The organism is Bradyrhizobium sp. UNPF46 (genome assembly GCF_006658625.1).
Lineage (GTDB): Bacteria > Pseudomonadota > Alphaproteobacteria > Rhizobiales > Xanthobacteraceae > Bradyrhizobium > Bradyrhizobium nitroreducens.
The window spans coordinates 14542-38807 of sequence record NZ_LFJB01000047.1 but is presented as its reverse complement, the minus strand read 5'-3'; the positions used below and the strand labels follow the sequence as shown (position 1 = coordinate 38807).

The window sequence follows — 24266 nt, the reverse complement described above, 5'->3', positions numbered from 1 at the left end:
CATATCTACTGGAAATAGCTAGAATGGGTAATCGGCGACCGAATTCAACTGAAAGGTGAATTCCGTCTTCCCCTCATCTGGAATACCCTAATTTCTACCGCGTCGCCAGCACCACCGCCGCCAGCGTGAAGATCAGCGCGGCGATCTGGCCCGGTCCCAGCGGCTCGTGCAGCGCGATCGCCGAGGCGACGACGCCGATCACGGGCACCGCCATGGTGCCGATCGCGGCGACCGAGGCCGGCAGGCGCGCCAGCGCTGCGAACCAGCTGACATAGGCGATGCAGAACTGCACCACGGTCGAGTAGACCAGCAGCCACCAGCCGAGCGGCGTCACCTTGTCCAGATGCGTGGTCTCGACCAAGAGGCCGATGATCGAGATCGGCAGGCAGCCGATGCCGATCTGCCAGGCCGCAGCCGTGATCGGCGGCAGGTGGATCGGGTATTTCTTCGAGAACACCGTGCCGACGGCAAAGCCGAGCGCGCCGCAGAGCGCCATGATGATGCCCGGCAGCTTCTCGACGCTGGCGGTGATGCCGTTGCCGCCCATGATCGAGGCGAGCCCGACGAAGGCCATCACCAGCCCCAGCGTACGCAGCACTGTGGGGCGCTCGCCCAGCACCGGCCAGGCGATGATCGAGGCCCAGACCGGCATCGTATAGGCGATCAGCGCCGCCTCGCTCGCGGGCAGCCAGAGCAGCGCCAGGCCCATCAGCACCATCCAGCCGGTGACGTTGAGCACGGCGGCGGTGAGCAGGCGCGGCCAGATTCCAGGCTCGACCCTCAGGCTCTGCCGGCGGACCAGCGCCAGCGCCGCCAGCAGCACCGCGCCCAGCACGCCCGTCACCCCGCGCAGGGTCAGCGGCGGCAGCTCGCCGATCAGGAATTTGGTCACGGGCCAATTGAAACCCCAGCCGATCGAGGTGATCGCGAGGAACATCAGGCCGGCCGGGGCGATGCGCGGTCGCGGCACCGGCCGAGTCGAATCAAGCATGGGGGTATCCGGCAAAATCGGGGCTCAGCTTGGCGCGGATTCGCACCCTTAACCACCACCTCGGCGGGCATGCCTGCCCTCACCTTCCGTAGGGCTACGTGAGTCCTGCTGACGCAATCCCTGCGCCCAAAAATATACCTGCCCTGTGAACAGCGGGATGAAGCGCCCGCAGCATCACGGGATGCAAATTTTTCCAGTTGGGAATCCTTCAGGACTCACCGATACTTGCCTCCACAACAGGCGCGGCCAGGCCCCCTGCTATCCCCCACAATCCACCACATTTAGTATTTGATTCAGGAACTCGCACTAGTTCTTGACGGGCGCAACGGAGAGTCCTAGCTTTCGGTCCGTTCGGCGCGAGTGAGTTTGCGTCCCGCCGGCACTCCCCCAAAGGGTCTCGCAAATCGGCACTCCGCCAAGCCAGCCAAAGGCAGCGGATGAGGGCTTGTCTGTCCTCGAAAGGCGGACTCTTCGGGCGCCAGAACGGGCCGGCAACAGGCTCGGATGGCATCGGTAGACGTTGTGACAGTGGGGCGTTGAACGCATGTCGCGCACATCCCCTTGGGGGCGGATGGGTGTGGATATGCCGGCGGGATGGATCGATGCACGCATCGCGCCATCGCGCCGGGAAAAAACAGGGCCGGGTCCACCGGCTGAACTGCGGAGCCCTCCGGCCAATGGCCAAAGGGGCACCGCGAAACGAAATGTCGACCCGGCACGCCTGAACGGAGGCGACCGGTCAAAGAAATAGGACGGGGCAAGACGATGCGGATTGAGCGGCGCCACACCACTTCGGGACAGTCACCTTACGCCGGGATCGATTTCCGGCTGACCACGTCGGAGATCAGGAATCCCGACGGCTCGGTCGTGTTCAAACTTGACGGCGTCGAGGTCCCGACCGCGTGGTCGCAGGTCGCCTCCGACGTGCTCGCCCAGAAGTATTTCCGTAAAGCGGGCGTTGCCGCGCGCCTGAAGAAGGTCGAGGAGGAATCCGTCCCCTCCTTCCTGTGGCGCTCCGTGCCCGACACCGAGGCGCTTAGCCTGCTTCCCGAGAAGGAGCGCTATGTCAGCGAGCTCTCGGCCAAGCAGGTGTTCGACCGCCTCGCCGGCTGCTGGACCTATTGGGGCTGGAAGGGCGGCTACTTCACCTCCGATGACGACGCCCAGGCCTTCTACGACGAGCTCCGCTACATGCTCGCCATGCAGATGGTCGCGCCGAACTCGCCGCAATGGTTCAACACCGGCCTGCACTGGGCCTATGGCATCGACGGCCCCGGCCAGGGCCACTATTACGTCGACCCCTTCACGGGCAAGCTGACCAAGTCCAAGTCGGCCTACGAGCATCCGCAACCGCACGCCTGCTTCATCCAGGGCGTCGGTGACGACCTCGTCAACGAGGGCGGCATCATGGACCTCTGGGTCCGCGAAGCCCGCTTGTTCAAGTACGGCTCCGGCACCGGCTCCAACTTCTCCCGCCTGCGCGGCGAAGGCGAGAAGCTGTCGGGCGGCGGCCGCTCGTCCGGCCTGATGAGCTTCCTCAAGATCGGCGACCGCGCCGCCGGCGCGATCAAGTCGGGCGGCACCACGCGCCGCGCCGCCAAGATGGTCGTGGTCGACGTCGATCACCCCGACATCGAGACCTATATCGACTGGAAGGTGAAGGAGGAGCAGAAGGTCGCCGCGCTGGTCACCGGCTCCAAGATCAACCAGAAGCACCTCAAGGCCGTGCTGAAGGCCTGCGTCAACTGCGAAGGCTCGGGCGACGATTGCTTCGACCCCGAGAAGAACCCTGCCCTCCGCCGCGAGATCAAGCTCGCGCGCCGCAGCCTCGTGCCTGACAATTACATCAAGCGCGTCATCCAGTTCGCCAAGCAGGGCTACAAGGACATCGCGTTCGACACCTACGACACCGACTGGGACAGCGAAGCCTATCTCACCGTCTCCGGCCAGAACTCCAACAACTCGGTCTCGCTGAAGGACGACTTCCTGCGCGCCGTGGAAACCGATGGCGACTGGAATCTGAACGCCCGCACCTCCAAGAAGGTGACGAAGACGCTGAAGGCGCGCGACCTCTGGGAAAAGATCGGTTACGCCGCCTGGGCCTCGGCCGACCCGGGCCTGCACTTCAACACCACCATGAACGACTGGCACACCTGCAAGGCGTCCGGCGACATCCGCGCGTCCAATCCGTGCTCGGAATACATGTTCCTGGACGACACCGCGTGCAACCTCGCCTCGGCCAACCTGCTGACGTTCTACAACACCGAGACCAAGCGGTTCGACGTCGCCGGCTACGAGCACCTCTGCCGGCTCTGGACCGTCGTGCTCGAAATCTCCGTGATGATGGCGCAGTTCCCGTCGAAGGCGATCGCCGAGCTCTCCTACGAGTTCCGCACGCTCGGCCTCGGCTACGCCAATATCGGCGGCCTGCTGATGACCATGGGCCTGCCCTATGACTCCAAGGAAGGCCGCGCGCTCTGTGGCGCGCTGACCGCCGTCATGACCGGCATCACCTACAAGACCTCCGCGGAAATCGCTGCTGAACTGGGTACATTTCCCGGCTACAAGAAGAACGCGCCGCACATGCTGCGCGTGATCCGCAACCACCGCCGCGCCGCCCATGGCCAGTCCAACGGCTACGAGGCGCTCAGCGTCAACCCGGTGCCGCTCGACCTCGTCTCGTGCCCGCAGCCAGACCTCGTCAGCCACGCCCAGGCGGCCTGGGATGCGGCGCTCGAGCTCGGCGAGAAGCACGGCTATCGCAACGCCCAGACCACGGTGATCGCGCCGACCGGCACGATTGGTCTCGTCATGGATTGCGACACCACCGGCATCGAGCCCGACTTCGCGCTGGTGAAGTTCAAGAAGCTCGCCGGCGGCGGCTACTTCAAGATCATCAACCGGGCGGTGCCGGCCGCGCTTCGTGCGCTCGGCTATCGCGAAGCTGAGATCGCGGAGATCGAGGCCTACGCCGTCGGCCACGGCTCGCTCTCCAACGCCCCCGGCATCAACGCCTCGACGCTGAAGGCCAAGGGCTTCACCGATGAAGCCATCGCCAAGGTCGAGAAGGCCCTGCCGACCGCCTTCGACATCAAGTTCGCCTTCAACAAATGGACCTTTGGCGAGGACTTCATCCGCGACCAGCTCGGCATCGGTGCCGAGGCGATCGCAGCCCCCGGCTTCGACCTGCTCCAGGCCGTCGGCTTCACCAAGCGCGAGATCGAGGCGGCCAACGTCCACATCTGCGGCGCGATGACGGTGGAAGGTGCTCCGCACCTCAAGGCCGAGCACTATCCGGTGTTCGACTGCGCCAATCCCTGCGGCAAGATCGGCAAGCGCTATTTGTCGGTCGAGAGCCACATCCGCATGATGGCGGCGGCGCAGCCCTTCATCTCGGGTGCGATCTCCAAGACCATCAACATGCCGAACGACGCCACGGTGGAGGACTGCAAGTCCGCCTACATGCTGTCGTGGAAGCTCGCGCTGAAGGCCAACGCGCTCTATCGCGACGGCTCCAAGCTCTCGCAGCCGCTGAACTCGCAGCTCATCAGCGACGATGAGGACGAGGACGATGCGGTCGAGGCCTTCCACGACAAGCCGATGGCGGCGCGCACCGCGCAGGTCTCGGAGAAGATCGTCGAGAAGCTGGTCGAGCGCATCATCGTGATGCGCGAGCGCGAGAAGATGCCGGATCGCCGCAAGGGCTACACCCAGAAGGCGGTCGTCGGCGGCCACAAGGTCTACCTGCGCACTGGCGAATATGACGACGGCCGTCTCGGCGAGATCTTCATCGACATGCACAAGGAAGGCGCCGCGCTCCGCTCCTTCATCAACAATTTTGCGATCGCGGTCTCCCTCGGTCTACAATACGGCGTGCCGCTCGACGAGTATGTCGATGCCTTCACCTTCACCCGCTTCGAGCCGGCGGGCCCCGTGCAGGGCAACGACAGCATCAAGTACGCGACCTCGATCCTCGACTACGTCTTCCGCGAGCTCGCGGTGAGCTACATGTCGCGCTTCGATCTCGCCCATGTCGATCCCAACGAGACCGGCTTCGACGCACTCGGCAAGGGCGTCGAGGAAGGCAAGGAGCCGGACGAGGACGGCGGCCACCACGCCACCCGCCTGGTCTCGCGCGGCCTCACCCGCTCGCGGACCGACAACCTCGTGGTGATGCGCGGCGGCAGCGCCGCGGTCGCGCAAGGAAACGACAGCGCTCCGTCAGGCGGCAGCAAGGTCACCGCCCTCGCCTCCCACGGTGCGTCAGCCCGTGTCGGCGACGCCCTCGAAGGCGCCGTCGCCCTGAAGCAGGACGTCCAGCACGACCTCTCCCCCACGGAGAAGCTGGAGCAACTTCAGTGGAGCAAGGCCGGCACCGCCGCAACCGCCGTCCCCACCAAGGCCGAGCGCCGCGCCGAGGCCAAGGCCAAGGGCTACGAGGGCGAGATGTGCAGCGAGTGCGGCAACTTCACGCTGGTGCGGAATGGCACCTGCATGAAGTGCGATACGTGCGGGTCCACGACGGGGTGTAGCTGATACGAACAGCGCAAGCCGCCCGGAGGCCTTGATGCCAGTTGCATTGCGCCAAGGCGGCTTGCGCTACTATTTCTTTTCAAACGAGGGGCAGCCACCCGAGCTGCCCCATACTCATGTCAAAGTGGACATCTCGATCGCCGGCCTGCTCGCGGGGCGCGGGGACGTGACGCGATCGGCGGAACACGCTGCATAGCCAATTCATGCGGCTCGCAGTCCGTGGGATGAGTTCATAGGATGGGTGGAGCGAAGCGATACCCATCACTAATCTTCCGAAAAGGCGATTGGTTTCGCAAAAGCTCAACCCATCCTACGAGCTAAATTGGCTGCCATCGCGGCCGCCACCGGTTCATGTGCGGTGAACACTGTCAATTAAGTGCATTGTCACCGTTATCTGTCCTAGGCTTGCTGAGCGGTCCCAAACGACGCAGCGATAACGTCGAACAGCTCAATGTAAGCCCGGATTCCAAGAACACTATCGTGGGGATCCGAACCTGCCGAATACCATCGGCTTCCGTAAATCAGCCGATCAAAGGCATCGATCCCTTCCATCTTAAAAAGACATTCTGGATCACTCTCGTGGTATATCCGAAAAACCAAAGGGTCCCCCACCCGCTGGGGGTCGCCGCCGAGGTCTAGGCCAATTTCGAAGATAAGGCCACAAACCAGCTTCTTATACCATCGATTACGGCGACGCACGAATGCGAGTGCAGCACAGAACCTATCAACGAAAGGAATGATATCCCGCTTTTTGCCGGTCCATCCTGTCGTCTGGATTCCCAGACGTGTATACTCGCGCTTCCGTAAGTCTTCTCGAAAGGCGCTTTCTTTATCTCGAAACTCCAGATCGCTCCATAGTCTTTTCATATAATCGAGCAAGCCTTTGACGATAGGCCCATTTGGAACAGCGGGGTCGACGAAATCTTTCCGGGCAAACAGATCATCCAGAAAGGCAGAGCGATATCGCGGCTCAATGAAGAATCTCCTGATGTCCGAATCCACCTTTCCGATAGATTGCATCGTCTCCATCGCCACCTCATCCCAATAACGATCGAGCAAATCCGCCTGGCTCGCTCCGCAGAACTCGATCATCCTGTTCTGCCAAGCACCCGGGATTTGGAAGCCACGCGCCTCGAAGGCACGCTGAGTCGGAACCCGGCCTGGCCAACGTCCTAAAACATCAAAAATAGGATGATTACCCATTCGTCGGACTTCATGGAGTTACGGTCGCAGCACACCAAATCCCATCCGCCCGGACCTTGTCGAGTCTCCGGGGGTTGCTCGGCAAAAGAAGCTACTGCGGAAAGCCCGTAGGATGGGTTGAGCCCTTGCGAAACCCATTATCCTTACCTTTGCGATCCGAATTACGGAGACTGTGCACTAAGCTGGCCTTTCGGCATGTGCTGGCCGGTGTAGAGTGCCCCACCGGAACCAACCCTACCGGCGACAATGAAATACCTTCTGCTCTTCCTGGGCGCTCTCGCCATCTGCGTCGCCGCATTCGCCGGCGTGCTGTACTGGAAATACGCGCAGCTCTTTCCCGAGCCTTCGACCGAGGTGGTGCAGCTTACACCCGAGAAACGCGCCCTGCTGGAGCGGCTGAGACGGGAGACCAAATTCCAGCCCCATCACTTTCCGCCTTTGGGCTACACCGGCGCCGAAACACCCGAAGACCGCATACGCGCGACAGACGCCGTCAACTGGGTCATCGATGCGGTTCTTGCCCAGCCAGACGGCCCCGTTCAGGCGCGAGAGGTCTCCCGTCTCATCGGGAAAGGCCTGAGCCGCGTCTTCTGGCTCGCGACGGAGGATCGCGACCGGACCGGCGGGTATCTCGTGGAAGTCTGGTACATCCTGGGCTTCAAGGGTGCGACCGGGCAATTCGTTTACGGCCCGGCCTATTCCAGACCTGCGGGCTACAGTGAACCGCTTCCCCCGGGCTGGACGGCACCCGATCAGCCGCGTCCGATTGGACTCTAGCCGGCAACGTGGTCATCCCACCCCGTAAGCCAACAGCTCGTAGGGATTACGATGACATTGCACTTAACTATCGATGTGGATTGAGTGCGCCCTCGCCTTCATGCCCTGAACGCAGCAAGGCCGCGGATTACGCCGCGTATTACGTTGACAGTGCACTTAAATCACTCGCTGTCGCCCCTCCTCCACGACCGCAGCTGGAGCGGCATCGACTCAGTGCACCGTCACCCCAATCATGGCTAAGCCGCGCTGCTGCGCTGCATGTGGCGTCCTTCCTTCACCTCTTCGATGATCTTCGCGCTGAACGCCTTGAGGTCACCGGGGTTGCGCGAGGTGATGACGCCCTGGTCGACGACGACCTCCGAATCCTCCCACTTCGCCCCGGCATTGGCGACGTCGGTCTTGATCGACTTGTACGACGTCATGCGGCGGCCCTTCGCGATCCCCGTCTCGACCAGCAGCCAGGGCGCGTGGCAGACCGCGGCGACGACCTTTTTGGCATCGAAGACGCTCTTGATGAATTGAAGCGCCTTGGGCTCGACGCGCAGCAGGTCGGGGTTGATCTGACCGCCGGGCAACACGAGCGCGTCATAGTCGGCAGCAGTGGCCTGATCGAGGGTCTTGTCGACCTTGACGGGGCGGCCCCAGTCCTTCTTGTCCCAACCCTTGATCTCGCCGGGCTGCAGCGAGATGATCTCCACGGTCGCACCGGCCGCCTTGAGCGCGTCGCGCGGCACTTCGAGTTCCGATTGCTCGAAGCCATTGGTGGCCAGAATCGCGATCTTCTTTCCGGACAGTTCCATCCGTGTCTCCTGTGAACGTGTGGTGGTGCCAATCAATCGAACGCTTTTGCATTTCGTTCCTCACGCCCCCCGCCGAAATTGCCTTTGCGGTCGACCTCTTCCCCCCTAAACTCCCACTCCCACCGGCATGCATTCCGACGGCCCCGGTAGAAGCGGAGTCAAACTATGCCCAAACCGGAAAGCTTCCCGATCGAGACAATCTTCGTTCCGACGAAGCAGAAGAAGGCGCTCAGGCCCGAGACCGTCGCGGAGATCGCGGAAAGCATGCTGGACATCGGACAACAGACCCCCATTTCCATCAGGCGCGACGGAGACCGCCTCGTTCTGGTCGAGGGGCTGCATCGGCTGGAGGCCTGCAAGGCACTCGGCGAGACGACCATTCTCGGCGTCCTGGTCCCGGCCGAGCTTGCTCAAGCCAAGCCGCTGCTCGCCGAGCGGCCCGAAGTCGAGGCGGAGCGCCTCAAGATGGCGCGGTTGAAGCAGCTGCGGCTCGAGAAGGAAGCCGCGGAGGCAGCGACGGCGGCCTCGAAGGGCGCAGGCGCATCGCAGGCGACGCGCACCGGCCCGACGAAGGGCGTCCGCGACAATGCGAAGGCATCACCCGTCCGGATGGTGAAAGCGAAACCGAAATCATTGTCGGACTGGATCACGCAGCAGAAGGGCAGCGGCAGCCGCTATTGATGACCGACGCCGTCATTCCGGGGCGCGCCCGCTTGGGCGTGAGCCCGGAATCCATCCGGCGGCAGCACGCGTGGCGCAATGGATTCCGGGCTCGCGCTTCGCGCGCCCCGGAATGACGTCGCTACACCTTGCTTCGTTGCCGCCGCACGACGACCGCAATCCCTGGGATGCGGCCGTCTCTTATTCACGGGATTAACCCGCTTCCCTCACGCCGCCTTCGCCTGCTCCGGCGAGGCCGTCTCCATCGCGCGCATGTAGAGGTCGAGCAGGCTTTCGCGCTCGTCGCGCTCGTTCTTGTCTTCCTTGCGCAGCTTGATGATCTCCTTGAGGATCTTGACGTCGAAACCCTCGCCCTTGGCCTCCGCGAAGACTTCCTTCTTCTGCTCGCTCAACTCCTGCATTTCCGTATCGAGGTTCTCGATCCGCTCGACGAAGGACCGGATCTTGCCGCCGGGAATGGTGATGTCGGACATGGTGCCTCTTTGCTGACTGAGGTCGCGAAAATGACCGCAAAGATCTAACCAATGTGTTAACCTCACAGCCCGCGCATCACAGGGCTATCGCAGATGAGAGCGTTCCCTGCGGCCATCCTTCGAGACGCCCGCTTGAGGCGGGCTCCTCAGGATGAGGACTGAATGTGCGGCACCAGTCTCAACAGGCACTGACGTCCATGAGCCTCATCCTGAGGAGGCGCGTTAGCGCCGTCTCGAAGGACGAGGCGTGAGCGCAGGCCGCCGCAACAAGTCATATGCGAAAGCCCCGCCGCGCATGACGGGCTCCATGCCGTTGAGATCTGCTCCCGGCCTTGCGCGGCAATCTCGACGCGACGGTTGCGCTGCCCCTCTTTCTGCGCGTTTTATCATCGCTGCCCCGCCGCAACTTTGTGCGCGGGATGGCTGGAAACGGTCTCGCGCAATGATCTATGTGTTGGCCACGCGGCGCGGTGATCGACACCGCGCGTCGTGATAACGACGCGACATCGCCGGGTCGCGTTCAAGAGCGCGTAGAATGATGCGCGGGGAATGGAGCAAGCGAGAATGCTTGAGCAGGACTACGACACCATCGTCATCGGCGGCGGCTCCGCCGGCGCGACCCTGGCCGCGCGGCTCAGCGAAGACTCCACCCATCGCGTGCTGCTGCTGGAGGCCGGGCAGGATCTGCGCACGGCGACCACGCCGGAGCATATTCGCATCCCGAACCCGATGCGCGCCATCGGCGACGACGATTTCCGCTGGCCGAAGCTGCTCGCGCGGCGCACCGAACGGCAGGAGCCGCTGCTGCTCTGGCGCGGCCGAGCGATGGGCGGCAGCTCGACCATCAACGGCCAGATCGCGATCCGCGCCGTTCCCGATGATCTCGACCGCTGGGCGGACGCGGGCTGCACCGGCTGGTCATGGGACGAGATGCTGCCCTTTTTCTGCAAGCTCGAGACCGACAAGAATTTCCCCGAGGCCGCCTATCACGGCGACCGCGGTCCGATCCCGGTGTATCGCGCGCCGATCCCGGATTGGGGCAATGTCGACCGGGCGCTGCGCGCGTCGGCGCTCGCGCTCGGCTATGGCTGGTGCGAGGACCACAACGCGCCTGATGGCACTGGCGTCTCGCCCTATGCGATCAACAGCGAAGCGGGACTGCGCATCTCCACCAATGACGGCTATCTGGAGCCGGCGCGTGGCCGCGCCAATCTCACCATCGTCGGCAACGCGCTGGTGGACACCCTCGTGTTCGAGGGCAACCGGCTGCATGCCAGCGGCGTCCGGGTCCGCGTCAACGGCCAATTCTATGCGCCCCGCGCCGCGCGCGAGGTGATCCTCTGCGCCGGCGCGATCCATTCGCCAGCGATCCTGCAACGCTCCGGCATCGGCCCCGCCGCGCTGCTGGAGCGGCTCGGCATCCCCGTCCGCGCCGACCTGCCGGTCGGCGAGAACCTGCTGGACCACCCGATCGTCAACGCGCTGCTGCATCTGCGCGACGACCGCCAGGTCTCGACGCTGATGCACCGGCACACCAATTGCTGCCTGCGCTATTCCTCCGGCCTTGCGGGCGCCGGCGACAACGACATGATCATGATCGCAGGCAACCTCGCCCGCACGCCGCAGGCGCTGGCCGTGGTCTCGCTGGGACGCATCGCCGTCTCGGTCTATCAGGCGTTCAGCCAGGGCCACGTCCGCATCACCACGACCGATCCCGAGGTCGACCCCGCGGTCGAGGAACGCATGCTGTCCGATCCGCGCGACCTCGAACGCATGCGCGACGGCGTCCGCCGCCTGCGCGAGATCTGCCTGCAACCGGCGGTGACCGAGATCGCCTCCCGAGTCGACTACGGCAACAGCGGCCGCTCCATGGCCGAGCCGTTCAGCGATGCCGAGCTGGATGACTGGCTGTTCGCCGAGTGCAGCGATGCCCAGCACGCCAGCGGCACCTGCCGCATGGGCGCAGTCAGCGATCCGCGTTCCGTCGTCGATCCCGACTGCCGGGTGATCGGCTGCACGGGCCTGCGCGTGATCGATGCCTCGATCATGCCGGAAGTGCCGCGCGCAAATACCCACCTGACCACGGTCGCCATCGCCGAGCGCATGGCGGAGCGGTTGAAGAGCGCGTAGCATGGATGGAGCGAAGCGATATGCATCAAGCACAAATCATTGCCAACTATCGCACAGCGACTTCGTCACCGGGTTCGTATTTGGCGCGAGGTTCTTCAGGTCGCGGCTCGAATCCAGGAAAATATCGACGTCGTAGCTGATGCGATGATCCAGGATCTGTGCCAGCGCGGTGCCGTCGCCGAACGTCCACGGTCCGGCGCCGCCCTCCAGACTATCGAGCGCGACCAGCGCCTTCTGCAGGAGGTATTCCCACCTCGAAGGAAGCCATCTCCCTGACCCATCTTTCATTCTCGGACTCCGTGACCTGCCAGGCGTCGATGGCCTTCAACAACTCGTCGAACGTCACGATACGGTCAACGACGACATTGTGGATGACGGATACGTCGACCTCGTCGAACAACGCCTGCACGTACACGCGCCATTTTGGCTCGGAGATCTCCCCCTTCAGACATGCCAGCAGAGTTCCTTCGTCGATGCTGGCAGGCATCGGCGTGTTGATCGTCGTCACGGCCGCCGTGAGGTTCTCGAACGCGTCTTTCAACATTCCAGCAATATGGTGCCGTTCGGCGAAAGCCTCAACCGGCGCCTCGGCCCGATTGTTGATCGCCGCCGCCCGCGACTGGATATACCATTGAGATTACTAGATTTTTTATGCGATCGCGCCACCGACCTCGGGGACCAGGAAAGCGCGCTCCTCACGCGGCGGCGGACGGCGGTCAGGGCGCGTCAGGCGTAGCCCGGACAGATCGCTTATCCCTGCTACGAATGGTCAGTTGTTCCGTCGGCGCGCCTACCACCAATACGGCCAGCGCCAGCCCTCGTAGCGCACGTAGGACGGCACCAGCGGCGGGCCGTAGGGATCGACCTTGTCGTCCTCGGGCCGATAGCGATAGCGCGGAACGACGTTGTAATCCCACGGCGTCGGCCGCAGCACGGGCGCGGTGACGACGAGGCGCTCCTGTGGCGCGCGAACGACGACGGCTTTGCGCGTGCGGGCGTCGGCAGCGGATGTTGCGAGGCCGCCCAGCACGAGGGCGGTTCCGAGCGCGCAGGCGACGGTCATCTTTGTCATGCGTTGGTCTCCTTCGCAGCGAGAGTGCAAAAGGACGTCAGGCAAGGCAAGCAAATTTCGCGCGAGTTTTTCTGCGGCCATCCTTCGAGACGCCCGCTTTGGAGCGGGCTCCTCAGGATGAGGCGGCGTGCGCGGCAACAGCTTCAACAGGCACGACGCCGCTCAGCCTCATCCTGAGGAGACCGCGCAGCGGTCGTCTCGAAGGACGAGGCGCTCGCTCGGGCGTTTCCGCAAGCGTAGCCCTACGCCGCGTCGACCTCCTCCGGCACGGGCCCTGCCACCAGCCCGTCGAGACCGACCATCAGCAAATCGGCGATGTGCATCAGCTGGTACAGCGGAATGTCCACCTCGCCCTGCTCAGCCTCGCCCACGAAGGCGGGCGTGACGCTGAGGCGTTCGGCGAGCTGGCTTTGCGTGTAGCCGCGCATCTCGCGCGCGGCCTTGACGCGCGCGCCGATGCCGAGGCGGTGCCGGGCCTGCTCGTCCGCGGTCATCATGGCGGCCTGCTCGTCCACGCTGGCATAGCCGTCGGCGAACGCAGCTCCGACCAGCCGCTCCTTGCGCCAGGCGACGCGGCAGGCCTTGCGCAGGCCGCTCGCGAAAACGAGCGTGAAGTCTTCCGCGATCCATGCCGAGCTGTTGAGCGAAAGCCGCGCGCCGGTGGCGGAGACATCGCGGATCGTGCAGGGCATGCTGACGGTGCTGCCGGCCCCGTTGTCGAATTCGACGATGCCGGTGCGCAAGGTGTTGTGCCTGACGGCGGCGCGATGATCGCTCATGACAGCTCCGTGAAAGCTCGCGGCAGCGTTTCCAACCCTGCCGAAATCGGAGCCAGGATAGCGCAGAACTTTCCTGCAACTCCTAACCGGCGGCCGCCTCGGCCGGGACCGGATGGCATGGTAAAGGAAATGCTCCCGAGCGCTCGTCGATCGCAGCGAGGCCCTACGCGCGCGCGCGGCGCAGGGCCTGTTCGAGCTTCGCCCGTTGCTTGTCCCAGCGGGCCTGCTCGGCCTCGGCGCGGTCGTCGAGCGCGGCGCGCTCGGCTTCGATCTCCTCGGCCTTCGCCTCGTGCTGCCGCCTCGCTTTGTCCATTGCAGCCTCGGCCGCGGCGACGGCCTTGTCGCGACGCGCGCGCGCCCTGGCGCGGGCGGCCTCCTCCCTGGCACGCGCAGCCTCGCGCCGCCGCTCCTCCTTCTCGAATGCCGCGGCGGCCTTGCGGGCGGCCTGAGCGTCGGTCTTGCCGGATGGTGTCTTGGCGGCCTTGGCCGGGCGTGTCTTGCTCCTGGTCTTGCGTCTCGGCCTGGCGTCATCATCGGCGAGATCGGTCGGCAGCTCGGCGCTTTCGGTGAACGGGCCGTCCGATCCGACCGGGCGCCTGAGCACGACCCCCGGCCTTGCCAGCGTCGCCGCGACGATATCGGGATCGTCGGTCTCCTTCGCGGCGCCCTGATGGAACAGATTGGAGCTCGCGCCCCAGGCCTGAAGCGCCGCCTTCATCGAGGGCGCGGCCACCGCCTGGTCGTAGAAGCCGAGCGAGGTCTGGTAGGTCTTCAGCTTCCGTTTCGGCTTTGCCGGCATGTCGTCCCGTGATCTCGGCTGCGAGCGCAGCGTAGCCCGGATGGAGCGGCTTGTCCGCCGTAGCTCGAAGAGCGAAGGCGGAAGCGGCAATCCGGGTTTTGCCTTGGAGGGGTGAACTCCCGGATTACGCTTGCGCTCCATCCGGGCTACTTGCCAACAGCGCGTCATACCCTTTCTCGCTGAACGCCAGCAGACAAAACCCGTGCCCGAACGGATCGGCCAGCATCGCGATCCGGCCATACGGCGCATCGCGCGCGGGTGTCTCCAGGATCGCGCCGGCGCGCAGCGCGCGCTCGACGGCCGCATCGACATCCTCGACGACGACATCGACATGCAGCGGCGTCCAGTGCCGCGCATAGCGGCGGTGGTCGCCGCCGGCACCCAGCGTGCCGGCCTGCTTGGTCAGGAGATAGACCGGCGCCGGCCAGCCGAGCAGCTCGACGAAATCGGTGCCGAAGCGCCGGCCGACGGTGAGGCCGAAGGCGGCGGTGTAGAAGCGCGTGGCTTGCGCCACGTCGGGAACATCGATGTTGAGGAGGAAAGACATGGCGGGCCCGTCTGCGGATGGCCGCGACAACCTAGCCCGGACGGCGCACAGCGCAATCCGGGATGATGCCGCACGCCCGCACGGCCATGTGCGCCGGCCCGCCCCTGTTTTGCCCGACGCCGCAAGTGTAATTCTGCTTAATCGAATCTTCGACTTACCCGAAATAGACAGCCTTATCAAGGACATGTCTACTGTGCATGGGGTTGTTTTCGCAAAAATGGCCTCGGGGGGCCCTCACCTGCCGCGCAGGCTCAGGATATAGGCCGACAGCGCGTCCGACTGCTCCGGCGAGATCACGAGGTTCGGCATGTTCTGGTGGCTGGTCCGCCAGAACACCTTGAGCGACAGCGCGGTGGTGCCGCTGCGGTCGGCGATGGCCTGGAAGCTCGGCGCCTCGTCGAAGAAGCCGGCCATGCGCGGCTCGACGGCGTGACAGGTCTGGCACCACGCCTGCGCCAGGCGATGCCCTTCGGCGACCGCGCGTGGACCGGACCTCGGGGCCCCGGCAGCGGTGTGGACGACGCTGAACAGAAACAGCACCGACAGCGCAATGAGGATGGCGAGGCCGATGTAGATACGAGCACTGTGCGACATCGCGCGATTCCCCGTCGTGGCTTGCCGACGGGTAAAGCCTAGAACGGGCCGAGCGGCCGAGGTTGATTTGCATCAACAGCGCGCCGCCGCGCCGTTTCGGTGATATCGCACCTTCGACGGATCGCCCTTCCCGGCTTCCGCAGCTTTCCCTTGCTTTCCTGGTTCCGGACCCTACGGTCGCGCCGCGAACGAAGCGCTTGATGAGACCTGCCATGACTGACGCGATGAAATGCCCCGCCTGCAACTCCGAGCACGCCTATCAGGACCGCGATCTCTGGGTCTGCCCGGAATGCGGCCATGAATGGAGCGGCACAGTGGAGGCGGCCGCGAATACCGCGCAGGATACCGGCGTGCGCGATGCCAACGGCAATGCACTCGCCGACGGCGACAGCGTCATCGTGATCAAGGATCTCAAGATCAAGGGCTCTTCCTCGGTCGTGAAGGGCGGCACCAAGGTGCGCAACATCCGCCTCCAGGACGCCAGCGACGGCCACAACATCGCCTGCAAGATCGACGGCATCGGCGCGATGAACTTGAAGTCGGAGTTCGTGAGGAAGGCTTGAGCGCGCGGACGGGGTGGCCCAGCCGCCCGCGGTAAGGCTAACGCCGGTTCCAGCTCCGGAACGCACAATCCCTCTTAACCCGCCGAAAAATCGGTATAAGCTTCGACATGCCGGGCAGGCGTTTGTAGCGCGTATCGATTTTCACGACCCGGGGCTGGCTTGCAGGGTTACCTGTTCGATTGCATCACGTCTTGAGACTTGAGCGGCCGCCTTCCGGGCGGCCTTCTTGTTTCACCTATCGCTGCCGCTGCGCCAGATAAAACCCGCACAGCACCGTCACGAGGCCCGCGGTCTGCAACATCGTCGGCGCCTCGCCAAGCAGCAGCCAGCCGGTGAGCAGCGTCAGCGCCGGCACGCAGGCCGGAAACACGGCGGCGCGGGCAACGCCGAGGCGCTGCACCGAGACCGCGAACAGATAGAGCGCGGCTGGACCGGCGAGCACGCCCTGCGCCAGCGCCTGGATGGCGTTTTCGGTGACGCCGATCGCCGCAACATGGGCGAGACCGACAATCGCGATGTAGGCCGGCAACAGCAGCAGCGACAGCACGTTGATGACCAGCGCGGCCGAGACCGCCGAGACGCGCCAGTGCCGCAGGGCCCCACCGAAGCCGGCGAACATCAATCCCGTCAGCACGAAGATCAGATCGCCCTGCACGCCCTCGGCGCCGATATGGCCGATCGATTCCGCGCCGATCACGCCAAGACCGCCGACGATGACGAGGGCGCCCACGAGGCGCGAGGCGGTGATGTGCTCCCCCAGCACGAACGCCGCGAGCAGGAGGCCGCCGAGCGTGGCGCAGGAGGGCTGGATCACGCTGCCATGGCCGAGCGGGACGAACAGGAAGCCGGTGTAGGAGATCAGCGACATCACGGGGCCGCCGAGCACCATCAGCACGAGGCCCCTGCTCCAGCCGATGCCGCAGAGATCCCTGATGCCGGCGCGCGCGACCAGCGGCAGGAACGCGATCCCCGACCAGACATAGCGGTGCACCAAAAGATCGACCGGCGTGAATCCGACCTTGAGCCCATGCCGCGTGCCGGCAAAGCCGAGCGCCCAGAACAGCGCCGCGGCAAGGCCGCAAGTGACGCCGAGCAGTGCAGGTCCGGCATCGTTCTTCTGGGAAAGAGCGTCAGCGCCGCTCGTCCGCTGATCCATGGATCAGCCTTACGTCAGCGCGCCAATGGCCTCAACCCATGTAACCGCAGGGCTGGCACGCGCACAACCTCGCGCGCTGTGGACGATCGCTCAGAAGAATCCGGGGCTGAGATCGAGCCCGTATGTCAGGCTGAGCACGAATACGAACAAGACCGCGGCCGCGAACAAAGTGGCGTGCTTGAGAATCAACGCGCGCGGCGACCTGGGAGCGGCAACGACTTTCTGCGCAACGGGCATGACGGCCTTCCATTATGATTGCAACATAGGCCGCAGAAGCGCGGCAGCCGCATCAAGCGATGCGGTCTGCAAAGCAACCGTTAAATGGATCACGTCCGTTATGAACGGAGATACATCACCGGCACATTCACGCGAACTTGTTCGCGGCCGGAGTCTCAATCAGCGCATCGGCATCGATTGATCGCGCCGAGACATCGCGCGACGCGCAAGCAACGTCGACCGCTAAGACGTCACGTGAAGCAGTGGATCCCGCCTCTCCGCGGAACCCACCTGCCATTCACAACATCAGCTTAGCGGGCCACGCCGACGGTCGCGGTCTTCACCTTGCGAGGGCTGAGGACCTTGGCCTGGTGGACCGAGGCGACCGTGGTCGGCGCAGCCGTCTGCTGCTCGACATGCGCGGCGCCGAGGACGCGAACCTGCAAAGGCGAGACCGGAAATCCATTGGCCTCGTAAGTCGGCAGTTCGGCAGCGAAAGCCGCGCTGCTGCCCGCGATCGCCAGGATGGCGGCAGCGATCGACAGAGTCTTCTTGTTCATTGGTGATGCTCCTGAGTGGACGAGTCGGAGCATATTTAGGCCTGATTTGTTGCATTGCGAAATGCCTTGTTGCATTGCAACAACGCGCGTAGTGCATGGCGATATGTTTAATGCGTCCAAGGCCTTGGGCGAATCGCGGCGGCCCGCAAGATAGTGCCTCAGGGGTTCGGTGGGCTCGAAGGCGTCCAAGGGGCAAAGCGAGGCCTGCGTCATGGCCGACCAAGCGCGCCCGCCGCAACAAGATTGCGCGTGACGCGGCGGTGAGACACCCTCATGGAACCGGCGTTGCACCTCGGCAACACCCCTCCGAAAAGCCTGTTTTCACGGATTTGCGCCATTGCACTGCCACACGGTCCTCCGAACAATCGACGCGCTGCGTGCCTTTCCGTGCAAGACTGTTTGCGTCAGACTTTGCATCATCACTGTCCGGACAAGACGGGTTCGGACAGAAACGTTTGGAGGCAGGGATCATGAACGATCGGCGGTCTCTTCTGGTAGCGGTCACTTGCCCGTCGGCCGTGCTCGCCGGCTGGCTGGCGCTTTCCCTCTCCGCTTATGCTCCAGCCCTCATCGAGAACAGCGGTGCCAATGCGGCTGCGATCTCGCGCGCCAAGGATCTCGGCCGGCTCGACCTCGCCGACGTGCCGCGCGCTGCGACGATCGAGGACGGCATCGCCTTGACCGCCGACATTGCTGCTGCCGTCGCCGCAGCACCGGCCCCGACGATCGCTGAAGCCGCGCCCGAGACGCCAGCTCCCGCCGTCAAGCTCGCCTCGGCCGATCCGGCGCTGATCCTGCCGGTGGAAGCACCGCCCGCACCGCAGATATCGCCTGAACCGGAGCCCGTCGTGAGTGAGGCTGCTCCCGCCGCGGCCGCGGAGCCCGTCAAGCTGGCATCCGCCGATCCCACCGAGATCGTGTCGACGGACGCGCTGTCCGCCGCGGCGATCGCAAGCGGCCCCGTCACGCCTGTGAGCAAGGCATCCCCGCCAGCCGACACCGTCGCCGTGCTCGACGAATGCTTCGTCATGGATGCCTGCATCGACCGCTATCTCTGGGCGCTCTATCAGCGCACCGCAAAGGAAGACTCGATCAAGGTTCAGGAGCGCCGCGCCGTCACCGTCAAGCGCAAGGGCAAGACGGTCACGGTGATGCGCAGCTTCACCAAGCTGGTCGATGAGGATTTTGGCTGGAAGGATCCGAAGGCGGCCGAGCACGCCGGTATGTCGATGATGGACTACGTCATCGGCGGCATGGACAAGAGCTTCAAGCAAAAGCTTTTCCGCACGCTGCTCGCCGCCGAAGCCGCCGGTCTCTCGCCCGGCATTACCAGCGCATTCCGCGACGATTATCGCCAGTCGATCGCGAGCGGCCTGAAGGCCGCCTCCGACCGTTCCTATCATGGCGGCAGCATGCGCGGCGGCTATGGCCACGGCATGGCGGCCGATATCGTCAGCACCCAGGGGAATAACCGCGCACAACGCTGGGTCTCGACCGAAATCCTGTGGAAGTGGGTCGATGCCAATGGCAAGGCGTACGGCATCGGCCGGCCCTATCTCGGCCGCGATCCGCCGCATGTCGGCCCGGTCGACGGCCCCGAGTACATCTCGCGGCGGGGCACCGGCGACGGCAAGCAAGTCGCCAGCGTGAAGTCCAAGAAGGTGGTGCGCGCCGCGGCCCATGCAAAGTCGCCAAAGGCCCAGGCCGCACGCGAGCAGAAGGGTCCCGCGAAGCCGCAGAAATCGGCTCAATCGGCCGGCAAGCGCGCGACCTGACGCCGTTACGCCTTACGCGCCGGGATCGGCAACGGCACCAGCCGCATCTCGGCCGTGCCGGCCTCCTGCGTGCGCACCAGCACCGCAAAGATCGTCTCGACCGCAAGCCGCACTGCAGCCTCGGTCGCCTCACCCTTGGCCAGATGGGCCGCAATCAGGCCGGTGAGGAGATCGCCGGTGCCGTAGGGGCGGATCGGCAGGCGCGGCGTCGCAAAGCGCGACAACTGCCCGTCTGCGCACAGGATCGTCTCCACCTGCCCTGCCGCCGTGTCGGTGAGCGTGCAGCCGGTGGCGACGACATCGATGCGGCCGGTCGCCGCCAGCGCCGCACACGCCGCGCGCAGGCCTTGGACGTCAGCGATCGTGAGGCCCGAGAGCAGCTCGAGCTCGAACTGGTTGGGCGTCGTCAGGTTTGCTGCCGGCAGCAGCCGGTGCCGGACCACGTCCAAAATGCCGTCTGCGACGTAAACGCGGCCGTCATCACCGATCACGGGATCGCAGAGATAGACGAGCTTCGCATTCCGCGTGAGCGCCCGCTCGACGAAATCGGCGATCACGGCGGCATTTCCGGGCGAACCGAGATAGCCGGTCACGAGCACGGCCGCCTCGTCGACGAGGCCGCGCTCCTCCACACCCGTCAGAAGATCGGCGACGAGCTCGGTCTCCAGCACCCGCCCGCGCAGGCTCGGATACCGTGGATGATTGGAGAGCAGCGTCGTCGGCACTGCCGCAACGTTCACGCCCTCCGCCTGGATGGCATAGGCGGCCGCGCTGTTGCCGACATGGCCGTGGATCACCTGGCTTTGAATGGAGATGACGAGCATGAAAGAGGTCCGTAAGGACAATCGCGCCGCGACGCAAGCGCAGCGATCATAGCGCGGCACTTCCAGGCCGGAGTCATGCAGCGCCTGCACCTCAGCGTCGCGCCAACTCTCCGAGATAGGCACAGAACATGTCGGCCAGGCCGCCGGCGTGACGCGCGATCTCGGCCTCGCTGCGCGGTGCTTCCGAAAACCGCTTGCCGATCTCGCTCAGCGTCGTCTTGATCAGCTCGCCGGCTAGCACGCGCGTCGCATTCGGCGCTTTGGGCAGCGCTTCCCGCATGAACGCCGCGATGATGTCCTCACCGGCGGCCCGCGCGGCCTGCGCCTCGGGGGCGTCGCGATAGAGCGGCGCGGCATCGCTCAGCGCAACGCGGATTGCGGCCTCCTCGCACTCGGAGCGGATGAAGGCATGGACCAGCGCGCGCAGCCGCACCAGCGGCGGCTTGCTCCGATCCGCGAGGATATCGCGCAACAGCTCGCTGGTGCGTCGCCACTCGTCGCTCTGGAGACGGAACAGGATCGCGGCCTTGTTGGGAAAATACTGATAGAGCGACCCGACGCTCACCCCGGCCCGCTCCGCCACCCGCGCCGTGGTGAAACGCTGCGCGCCTTCCCTCGCCAGAACCTGAACAGCGGCATCGAGAATGGCCGCCACGAGCTCGCTGGAGCGAACCTGTTGCGGCTGTTTTCGCGAGGAAATTGAACGGCTTCGACGCTCGGCCATCGCGCTCTCCGGCAATGCGAATAGGAAATGCGACGAATTAGTCGTATTTCCGTCGGCACGCAAGCACACGTTCCCTTCCACCTTCCGGAGATATCGAATGACCACCTCGACCATCACATCGCTTGCGCCGCTGCTGGATCGCCTCTTCGACGAGGCCGAGGCAGCAAATGGCGCAATGCGAGCCGCCGTCGCCGATTTGTCCGATGCAGACCGGGCGCGGATGATGCGGAGCAAGACCGATTACCATGACCTGTACGGACGCCTGAAGGACGTCCCGCTCGCGGTCTCGCGCGAGACGGGAACGCTGCTCTACATGCTGACGCGCAGCTCCCGCGCCCGGACGATCGTCGAGTTCGGCACATCGTTCGGCATCTCGACGCTCCACCTTGCCGCGGGCTTGCGCGACAATGGCGGCGGCCACCTCATCACCAGCGAGTTCGAGCCGTCCAAGGCGGCTCGGGCGCGAAAGAACCTGATCGCCGGCGGCCTGATCGATCTCGTCGAAATCCGTGAAGGCGACGCGCTGAAGACGCTCAGCGCCGATCTGCCCGATACGATTGACCTCGTGCTGCTCGACGGCGCCAAGGCGCTCTACCCGGAGATCCTCGATCTGCTCGAAGGCCATCTCGGGACTGGCGCGATCATCGTCGCCGACAATGCCGATGACAGCCCGGACTATCTGGCGCGCGTACGCAAGGCCGGAAGCGGCTACATGTCGACGCCGTTCGCCGAAGACGTCGAGCTCTCCGTACGGGTCAACTGACAGGGATCGAACCACCACGACCAGCTGGAGCCGCCGCGCGATCACGCGGCGGCTTCGTTCCGCTTTTCACCCATGTCGCAGGCCCGTCACTCACATGTGATACCTGGCGCGGGCCGAAGCCAAGAGCGGCGTGTTAAACATACCTACCGCGCGGTATCTTTCTCTTGTCCCGAGCTGACCATGACGCCAACCTTCAATGCCTATGCAGCGCTCGCCCTCGCCATCATTCTCGAGGTCACCGCATCGGCCTTCCTGCAGCAATCCGCGCAGTTCACGCGGCCCTGGCCGACGCTGGCCATGGTGCTGTTCTATGTCGCCTCGTTCTACGCGCTGTCGGTCGCGATCCGCGTCATCCCCTTGAGCATCGCCTATGCGATCTGGGGCGGGGTCGGCATCATCCTGACCGCCACCGTCTCCTTCGTGCTGTTCCGCCAGATGCTAGACGGAGCGGCCTTCGTCGGCATCGCCCTGATCGTATCAGGGGTCGTGATCATCAACCTGTTCTCGCAGACCACGGCGCATTGATGCCGGAAAGCCGCTACACCCGCGCCAAGCAGCCCGAGCAGGTCCGGCGCGCGCTGCTCGACCACGCCGCGGCGATCGCGATGGACCACGGCGTCTCCGGCGTCACGGTGCAGGCGGTCGCCGAGGCGGCCGGTGTCACCAAGGGCGGGCTGTTTCACCATTTTGGCAGCAAGCAAGCACTGATCGAAGGCCTGTTTGCCGATCTCCTCGCCCGCGTCGATGCGGAGATTGACGCCGCCGTCGAAGCCGATCCGAAGCCACGCGGCAGCTTCACGCGGGCCTATGTGAATGCCGTGTTCACCGGCAAGGCGTTTGGTTTCGCGACCCCATGGGCGGCGTTGAGCATGGTCGTCGTCACCGATCCGCCGCTGCGCAAGCTCTGGAACGACTGGATCAAGGCGCGCCTGAAGCGTCATCGCGCGACCGACGGCGCGCCGGATCTGCAGACCGTGCGTCTGGCCGCCGACGGCGCCTGGCTCTCCTATGTCACGACGGGACAGACGCGCATGAGCGCCGAGCTGCGGGCCGTGCACGCGCGGCTACTCGCGCAGACCTATCGGCGCGGTTAGCAGGAGCCGGGCGGCCTACTGGCTCTGCGCCGGCTTGGGCGGACGCGGTGGTGCGGATCGCGCGGGTTTCTTGGCAGGCTTGGCTAGGGCACTCGGCGACGGCTCGTCGACCGACTCCAGATAGGCGGCGAGTACCTTGGCCGAGTCCGAGCTGGTCGCGTAATGGTCCTTCAGAAACCAGGACAGCGTCAGGCTGAAGCGCCCCTTGGCGAGGCCCCGCGGACTGCGATGGCAGGTCGTGCAGCCGTCGGCGAAGAGCTTCGCAGGCGACTTGCCGGCGTCGAGATTCTGAGCGGCTGCAACCGTCGCCGTCAAAACGCCGGCGGCCGCAAGACCGATCAGGGGCACGATCCGGTCGCGCCCCAATCTACACAGCGGTGTCAAACGTCGTCCCCCGCCCGCCTGTCGGTCACGCCGCCAACAGTTGATCGAACTCGGGCGGCGCGTAGGCCTTGCCGTCCTGGTCGGTGATGACGACCCGCCACCCTTCGCTCGCCCACACCTTCGCCTTCGCCACGATGAGCAGCCGGCTCTCGCGGGCGAAACTATACTTTTCGTTGTCGCGTTCTGCGACCATCTTGTAGGCCAATTCGCATCCCCTTGCGTCGCCCTGCACCCGGCCTTCTCGTGGCAGCGGGCTTTGGCGGCAATTCGCCGGGAGCGTGGCAATTTGGTGCCAACCGCAAAGCATGGCGCTCGCGGCCGGCATCGGCGTGCCCACGGAAGCGCGACTCCAACGGCCGCAGGATCGGCCGCCGGGACCCGGCCCGTCACATCGGCGACGGAACCGATCATCTCACGTCCGGGATCCGCTAATGCACGCGGATGACGTGGGGGCGGCCGAGATCAATCAGCCCCTGCACTGCCGAGAGGCGGTCGTCGAGGGCTGCGATGGTGAGCAGCAGGTTGTTGCGGCGCTCATCGAGCAGACCCATCTCGGCGCCGGTGAGCTTGGCACTCGTCCGTTCCTTGAGGATCCCGTCGAGGGATTCGCGCAATCCGGCAATCAGGCTGGCCAGCTGCTTGGCCTCCTTCGTCATCGAACGCTTCGCGACATTGTGGCGGCGCGTCTCCGCCTGGCTCTGTCTCATATCATCCTCCCGTGCCCCGCTGCCCCGAGTGGATGCTTACAGCTTTGGGTAGACATGTTACGATCGATGAAATCTGCCCGCGAAGAACTGAGTTAAATTTTCTCGACATCCTCATGACGGA

28 protein-coding genes are annotated in these 24266 nt (G+C 64.8%); 10 read left to right on the top strand and 18 right to left on the bottom strand.

The genetic code is table 11. The annotated features are described in order from the left end of the window. Positions 1-94: 94 nt before the first annotated feature. Positions 95-991: a DMT family transporter gene (locus tag UNPF46_RS19855; protein ID WP_142251128.1), complete on the bottom strand. Its 897-nt coding sequence runs from the start codon at positions 989-991 to the stop codon at positions 95-97. A gap of 765 nt (positions 992-1756) precedes the next feature. Here UNPF46_RS19855 and UNPF46_RS19845 point away from each other — a divergent pair. Then, positions 1757-5527: a vitamin B12-dependent ribonucleotide reductase gene (locus UNPF46_RS19845; RefSeq protein ID WP_142251127.1), complete on the top strand. Its 3771-nt coding sequence runs from the start codon at positions 1757-1759 to the stop codon at positions 5525-5527. Between the two features lie 396 nt (positions 5528-5923). Here the strand turns inward: UNPF46_RS19845 and UNPF46_RS19830 are convergent, their stop codons facing one another. Beyond that, a complete protein-coding gene (locus UNPF46_RS19830; RefSeq protein WP_142251126.1) occupies positions 5924-6727 on the bottom strand; it encodes a hypothetical protein in 804 nt (267 codons plus the stop codon). A gap of 246 nt (positions 6728-6973) precedes the next feature. Between UNPF46_RS19830 and UNPF46_RS19825 the strand changes: the two genes are divergently transcribed. Further along, a complete protein-coding gene (locus UNPF46_RS19825; RefSeq protein ID WP_142251125.1) occupies positions 6974-7504 on the top strand; it encodes a DUF4844 domain-containing protein in 531 nt (176 codons plus the stop codon). A 236-nt stretch (positions 7505-7740) separates the two neighbouring features. Here the strand turns inward: UNPF46_RS19825 and UNPF46_RS19820 are convergent, their stop codons facing one another. Then, positions 7741-8304: a type 1 glutamine amidotransferase domain-containing protein gene (locus UNPF46_RS19820; RefSeq protein ID WP_142251124.1), complete on the bottom strand. Its 564-nt coding sequence runs from the start codon at positions 8302-8304 to the stop codon at positions 7741-7743. Between the two features lie 165 nt (positions 8305-8469). On the opposite strand from UNPF46_RS19820, the gene UNPF46_RS19815 reads away from it, so the two are divergent. After that, entirely contained in the window at positions 8470-8985 is a 516-nt protein-coding gene (locus tag UNPF46_RS19815) for a ParB N-terminal domain-containing protein (protein ID WP_142251123.1), read from the top strand. A gap of 206 nt (positions 8986-9191) precedes the next feature. Here the strand turns inward: UNPF46_RS19815 and UNPF46_RS19810 are convergent, their stop codons facing one another. Continuing rightward, a complete protein-coding gene (locus tag UNPF46_RS19810) occupies positions 9192-9458 on the bottom strand; it encodes a DUF2312 domain-containing protein (protein WP_061848285.1) in 267 nt (88 codons plus the stop codon). Positions 9459-10022: 564 nt separating this feature from the next. On the opposite strand from UNPF46_RS19810, the gene UNPF46_RS19805 reads away from it, so the two are divergent. Next, positions 10023-11588, top strand: coding sequence for a GMC family oxidoreductase (locus UNPF46_RS19805; RefSeq protein WP_142251122.1), 1566 nt, complete (start codon positions 10023-10025; stop codon positions 11586-11588). A 36-nt stretch (positions 11589-11624) separates the two neighbouring features. Here the strand turns inward: UNPF46_RS19805 and UNPF46_RS19800 are convergent, their stop codons facing one another. Further along, entirely contained in the window at positions 11625-11876 is a 252-nt protein-coding gene (locus tag UNPF46_RS19800; protein WP_142251121.1) for a hypothetical protein, read from the bottom strand. Between the two features lie 29 nt (positions 11877-11905). Between UNPF46_RS19800 and UNPF46_RS19795 the strand changes: the two genes are divergently transcribed. Then, the gene (locus UNPF46_RS19795) at positions 11906-12223 is read left to right on the top strand and encodes a hypothetical protein (RefSeq protein WP_142251120.1); all 318 of its coding nucleotides are present in this window, start codon (positions 11906-11908) and stop codon (positions 12221-12223) included. A 155-nt stretch (positions 12224-12378) separates the two neighbouring features. Here UNPF46_RS19795 and UNPF46_RS19790 read toward each other — a convergent pair whose 3' ends face one another. The 5 genes from UNPF46_RS19790 to UNPF46_RS19770 form a co-directional block, all read right to left on the bottom strand. Continuing rightward, the gene (locus UNPF46_RS19790) at positions 12379-12660 is read right to left on the bottom strand and encodes a hypothetical protein (RefSeq protein WP_100175684.1); all 282 of its coding nucleotides are present in this window, start codon (positions 12658-12660) and stop codon (positions 12379-12381) included. 242 nt (positions 12661-12902) lie between these two features. Continuing rightward, entirely contained in the window at positions 12903-13439 is a 537-nt protein-coding gene (locus UNPF46_RS19785; RefSeq protein ID WP_142251119.1) for a helix-turn-helix domain-containing protein, read from the bottom strand. A gap of 163 nt (positions 13440-13602) precedes the next feature. Continuing rightward, a complete protein-coding gene (locus tag UNPF46_RS19780; RefSeq protein WP_142251118.1) occupies positions 13603-14238 on the bottom strand; it encodes a cell envelope biogenesis protein TolA in 636 nt (211 codons plus the stop codon). A 124-nt stretch (positions 14239-14362) separates the two neighbouring features. After that, positions 14363-14785 carry a VOC family protein gene (locus UNPF46_RS19775; RefSeq protein ID WP_142251117.1) on the bottom strand — a complete coding sequence of 141 codons (423 nt, stop codon included), beginning with the start codon at positions 14783-14785 and terminating at the stop codon, positions 14363-14365. Between the two features lie 234 nt (positions 14786-15019). Next, complete coding sequence (locus UNPF46_RS19770; protein ID WP_181770020.1) at positions 15020-15379, bottom strand: c-type cytochrome; 360 nt, start codon at positions 15377-15379, stop codon at positions 15020-15022. A gap of 212 nt (positions 15380-15591) precedes the next feature. On the opposite strand from UNPF46_RS19770, the gene UNPF46_RS19765 reads away from it, so the two are divergent. Continuing rightward, entirely contained in the window at positions 15592-15942 is a 351-nt protein-coding gene (locus UNPF46_RS19765) for a zinc ribbon domain-containing protein YjdM (protein WP_142251116.1), read from the top strand. 235 nt (positions 15943-16177) lie between these two features. On the opposite strand, the gene UNPF46_RS19760 is transcribed toward UNPF46_RS19765, so the two are convergent. The 3 genes from UNPF46_RS19760 to UNPF46_RS19755 form a co-directional block, all read right to left on the bottom strand. After that, positions 16178-17098, bottom strand: a complete 921-nt coding sequence (locus UNPF46_RS19760) for a DMT family transporter (protein WP_142251115.1) — start codon at positions 17096-17098, stop codon at positions 16178-16180. 90 nt (positions 17099-17188) lie between these two features. Continuing rightward, complete coding sequence (locus tag UNPF46_RS37575) at positions 17189-17335, bottom strand: hypothetical protein (RefSeq protein ID WP_181770019.1); 147 nt, start codon at positions 17333-17335, stop codon at positions 17189-17191. A 290-nt stretch (positions 17336-17625) separates the two neighbouring features. Next, positions 17626-17874 carry a hypothetical protein gene (locus UNPF46_RS19755; protein ID WP_142251114.1) on the bottom strand — a complete coding sequence of 83 codons (249 nt, stop codon included), beginning with the start codon at positions 17872-17874 and terminating at the stop codon, positions 17626-17628. Positions 17875-18344: 470 nt separating this feature from the next. Here UNPF46_RS19755 and UNPF46_RS19750 point away from each other — a divergent pair, with 470 nt between their 5' ends. Continuing rightward, complete coding sequence (locus tag UNPF46_RS19750; RefSeq protein ID WP_142251113.1) at positions 18345-19649, top strand: hypothetical protein; 1305 nt, start codon at positions 18345-18347, stop codon at positions 19647-19649. A gap of 5 nt (positions 19650-19654) precedes the next feature. On the opposite strand, the gene pdxY is transcribed toward UNPF46_RS19750, so the two are convergent. After that, positions 19655-20473: a pyridoxal kinase gene (gene pdxY, locus UNPF46_RS19745; RefSeq protein WP_142251112.1), complete on the bottom strand. Its 819-nt coding sequence runs from the start codon at positions 20471-20473 to the stop codon at positions 19655-19657. A 91-nt stretch (positions 20474-20564) separates the two neighbouring features. Continuing rightward, entirely contained in the window at positions 20565-21197 is a 633-nt protein-coding gene (locus tag UNPF46_RS19740; RefSeq protein ID WP_100175693.1) for a TetR/AcrR family transcriptional regulator, read from the bottom strand. Between the two features lie 97 nt (positions 21198-21294). Here UNPF46_RS19740 and UNPF46_RS19735 point away from each other — a divergent pair, with 97 nt between their 5' ends. From UNPF46_RS19735 to UNPF46_RS19725, 3 genes are all read left to right on the top strand, one after another. Next, entirely contained in the window at positions 21295-21960 is a 666-nt protein-coding gene (locus UNPF46_RS19735; protein WP_142251111.1) for an O-methyltransferase, read from the top strand. A gap of 180 nt (positions 21961-22140) precedes the next feature. After that, complete coding sequence (locus UNPF46_RS19730; protein WP_142251110.1) at positions 22141-22485, top strand: DMT family transporter; 345 nt, start codon at positions 22141-22143, stop codon at positions 22483-22485. Beyond that, entirely contained in the window at positions 22485-23054 is a 570-nt protein-coding gene (locus UNPF46_RS19725; protein ID WP_142251109.1) for a TetR/AcrR family transcriptional regulator, read from the top strand. Before UNPF46_RS19730 ends, UNPF46_RS19725 begins: the two co-directional genes overlap by 1 nt. 15 nt (positions 23055-23069) lie before the next feature. Here the strand turns inward: UNPF46_RS19725 and UNPF46_RS19720 are convergent, their stop codons facing one another. The 3 genes from UNPF46_RS19720 to UNPF46_RS19710 all read right to left on the bottom strand — a co-directional run bounded on the left by UNPF46_RS19720 (position 23070) and on the right by UNPF46_RS19710 (position 24145). After that, positions 23070-23393 (bottom strand): hypothetical protein, encoded by a 324-nt coding sequence (locus UNPF46_RS19720; protein ID WP_142251154.1) that lies wholly within the window; start codon positions 23391-23393, stop codon positions 23070-23072. Positions 23394-23463: 70 nt separating this feature from the next. Next, the gene (locus tag UNPF46_RS19715) at positions 23464-23670 is read right to left on the bottom strand and encodes a hypothetical protein (protein WP_174718788.1); all 207 of its coding nucleotides are present in this window, start codon (positions 23668-23670) and stop codon (positions 23464-23466) included. A gap of 196 nt (positions 23671-23866) precedes the next feature. After that, entirely contained in the window at positions 23867-24145 is a 279-nt protein-coding gene (locus UNPF46_RS19710; RefSeq protein WP_100175697.1) for a hypothetical protein, read from the bottom strand. Positions 24146-24266: the final 121 nt, after the last annotated feature.

What these genes read in the sequence shown, in the direction of transcription:
- UNPF46_RS19855 (WP_142251128.1), bottom strand. Translation starts at nt 991, where the DNA reads ATGCTTGATTCGACTCGGCCGGTGCCGCGACCGCGCATCGCCCCGGCC.
- UNPF46_RS19845 (WP_142251127.1), top strand. Translation starts at nt 1,757, where the DNA reads ATGCGGATTGAGCGGCGCCACACCACTTCGGGACAGTCACCTTACGCC.
- UNPF46_RS19830 (WP_142251126.1), bottom strand. Translation starts at nt 6,727, where the DNA reads ATGGGTAATCATCCTATTTTTGATGTTTTAGGACGTTGGCCAGGCCGG.
- UNPF46_RS19825 (WP_142251125.1), top strand. Translation starts at nt 6,974, where the DNA reads ATGAAATACCTTCTGCTCTTCCTGGGCGCTCTCGCCATCTGCGTCGCC.
- UNPF46_RS19820 (WP_142251124.1), bottom strand. Translation starts at nt 8,304, where the DNA reads ATGGAACTGTCCGGAAAGAAGATCGCGATTCTGGCCACCAATGGCTTC.
- UNPF46_RS19815 (WP_142251123.1), top strand. Translation starts at nt 8,470, where the DNA reads ATGCCCAAACCGGAAAGCTTCCCGATCGAGACAATCTTCGTTCCGACG.
- UNPF46_RS19810 (WP_061848285.1), bottom strand. Translation starts at nt 9,458, where the DNA reads ATGTCCGACATCACCATTCCCGGCGGCAAGATCCGGTCCTTCGTCGAG.
- UNPF46_RS19805 (WP_142251122.1), top strand. Translation starts at nt 10,023, where the DNA reads ATGCTTGAGCAGGACTACGACACCATCGTCATCGGCGGCGGCTCCGCC.
- UNPF46_RS19800 (WP_142251121.1), bottom strand. Translation starts at nt 11,876, where the DNA reads ATGAAAGATGGGTCAGGGAGATGGCTTCCTTCGAGGTGGGAATACCTC.
- UNPF46_RS19795 (WP_142251120.1), top strand. Translation starts at nt 11,906, where the DNA reads ATGGCCTTCAACAACTCGTCGAACGTCACGATACGGTCAACGACGACA.
- UNPF46_RS19790 (WP_100175684.1), bottom strand. Translation starts at nt 12,660, where the DNA reads ATGACAAAGATGACCGTCGCCTGCGCGCTCGGAACCGCCCTCGTGCTG.
- UNPF46_RS19785 (WP_142251119.1), bottom strand. Translation starts at nt 13,439, where the DNA reads ATGAGCGATCATCGCGCCGCCGTCAGGCACAACACCTTGCGCACCGGC.
- UNPF46_RS19780 (WP_142251118.1), bottom strand. Translation starts at nt 14,238, where the DNA reads ATGCCGGCAAAGCCGAAACGGAAGCTGAAGACCTACCAGACCTCGCTC.
- UNPF46_RS19775 (WP_142251117.1), bottom strand. Translation starts at nt 14,785, where the DNA reads ATGTCTTTCCTCCTCAACATCGATGTTCCCGACGTGGCGCAAGCCACG.
- UNPF46_RS19770 (WP_181770020.1), bottom strand. Translation starts at nt 15,379, where the DNA reads ATGTCGCACAGTGCTCGTATCTACATCGGCCTCGCCATCCTCATTGCG.
- UNPF46_RS19765 (WP_142251116.1), top strand. Translation starts at nt 15,592, where the DNA reads ATGACTGACGCGATGAAATGCCCCGCCTGCAACTCCGAGCACGCCTAT.
- UNPF46_RS19760 (WP_142251115.1), bottom strand. Translation starts at nt 17,098, where the DNA reads ATGGATCAGCGGACGAGCGGCGCTGACGCTCTTTCCCAGAAGAACGAT.
- UNPF46_RS37575 (WP_181770019.1), bottom strand. Translation starts at nt 17,335, where the DNA reads ATGCCCGTTGCGCAGAAAGTCGTTGCCGCTCCCAGGTCGCCGCGCGCG.
- UNPF46_RS19755 (WP_142251114.1), bottom strand. Translation starts at nt 17,874, where the DNA reads ATGAACAAGAAGACTCTGTCGATCGCTGCCGCCATCCTGGCGATCGCG.
- UNPF46_RS19750 (WP_142251113.1), top strand. Translation starts at nt 18,345, where the DNA reads ATGAACGATCGGCGGTCTCTTCTGGTAGCGGTCACTTGCCCGTCGGCC.
- pdxY (WP_142251112.1), bottom strand. Translation starts at nt 20,473, where the DNA reads ATGCTCGTCATCTCCATTCAAAGCCAGGTGATCCACGGCCATGTCGGC.
- UNPF46_RS19740 (WP_100175693.1), bottom strand. Translation starts at nt 21,197, where the DNA reads ATGGCCGAGCGTCGAAGCCGTTCAATTTCCTCGCGAAAACAGCCGCAA.
- UNPF46_RS19735 (WP_142251111.1), top strand. Translation starts at nt 21,295, where the DNA reads ATGACCACCTCGACCATCACATCGCTTGCGCCGCTGCTGGATCGCCTC.
- UNPF46_RS19730 (WP_142251110.1), top strand. Translation starts at nt 22,141, where the DNA reads ATGACGCCAACCTTCAATGCCTATGCAGCGCTCGCCCTCGCCATCATT.
- UNPF46_RS19725 (WP_142251109.1), top strand. Translation starts at nt 22,485, where the DNA reads ATGCCGGAAAGCCGCTACACCCGCGCCAAGCAGCCCGAGCAGGTCCGG.
- UNPF46_RS19710 (WP_100175697.1), bottom strand. Translation starts at nt 24,145, where the DNA reads ATGAGACAGAGCCAGGCGGAGACGCGCCGCCACAATGTCGCGAAGCGT.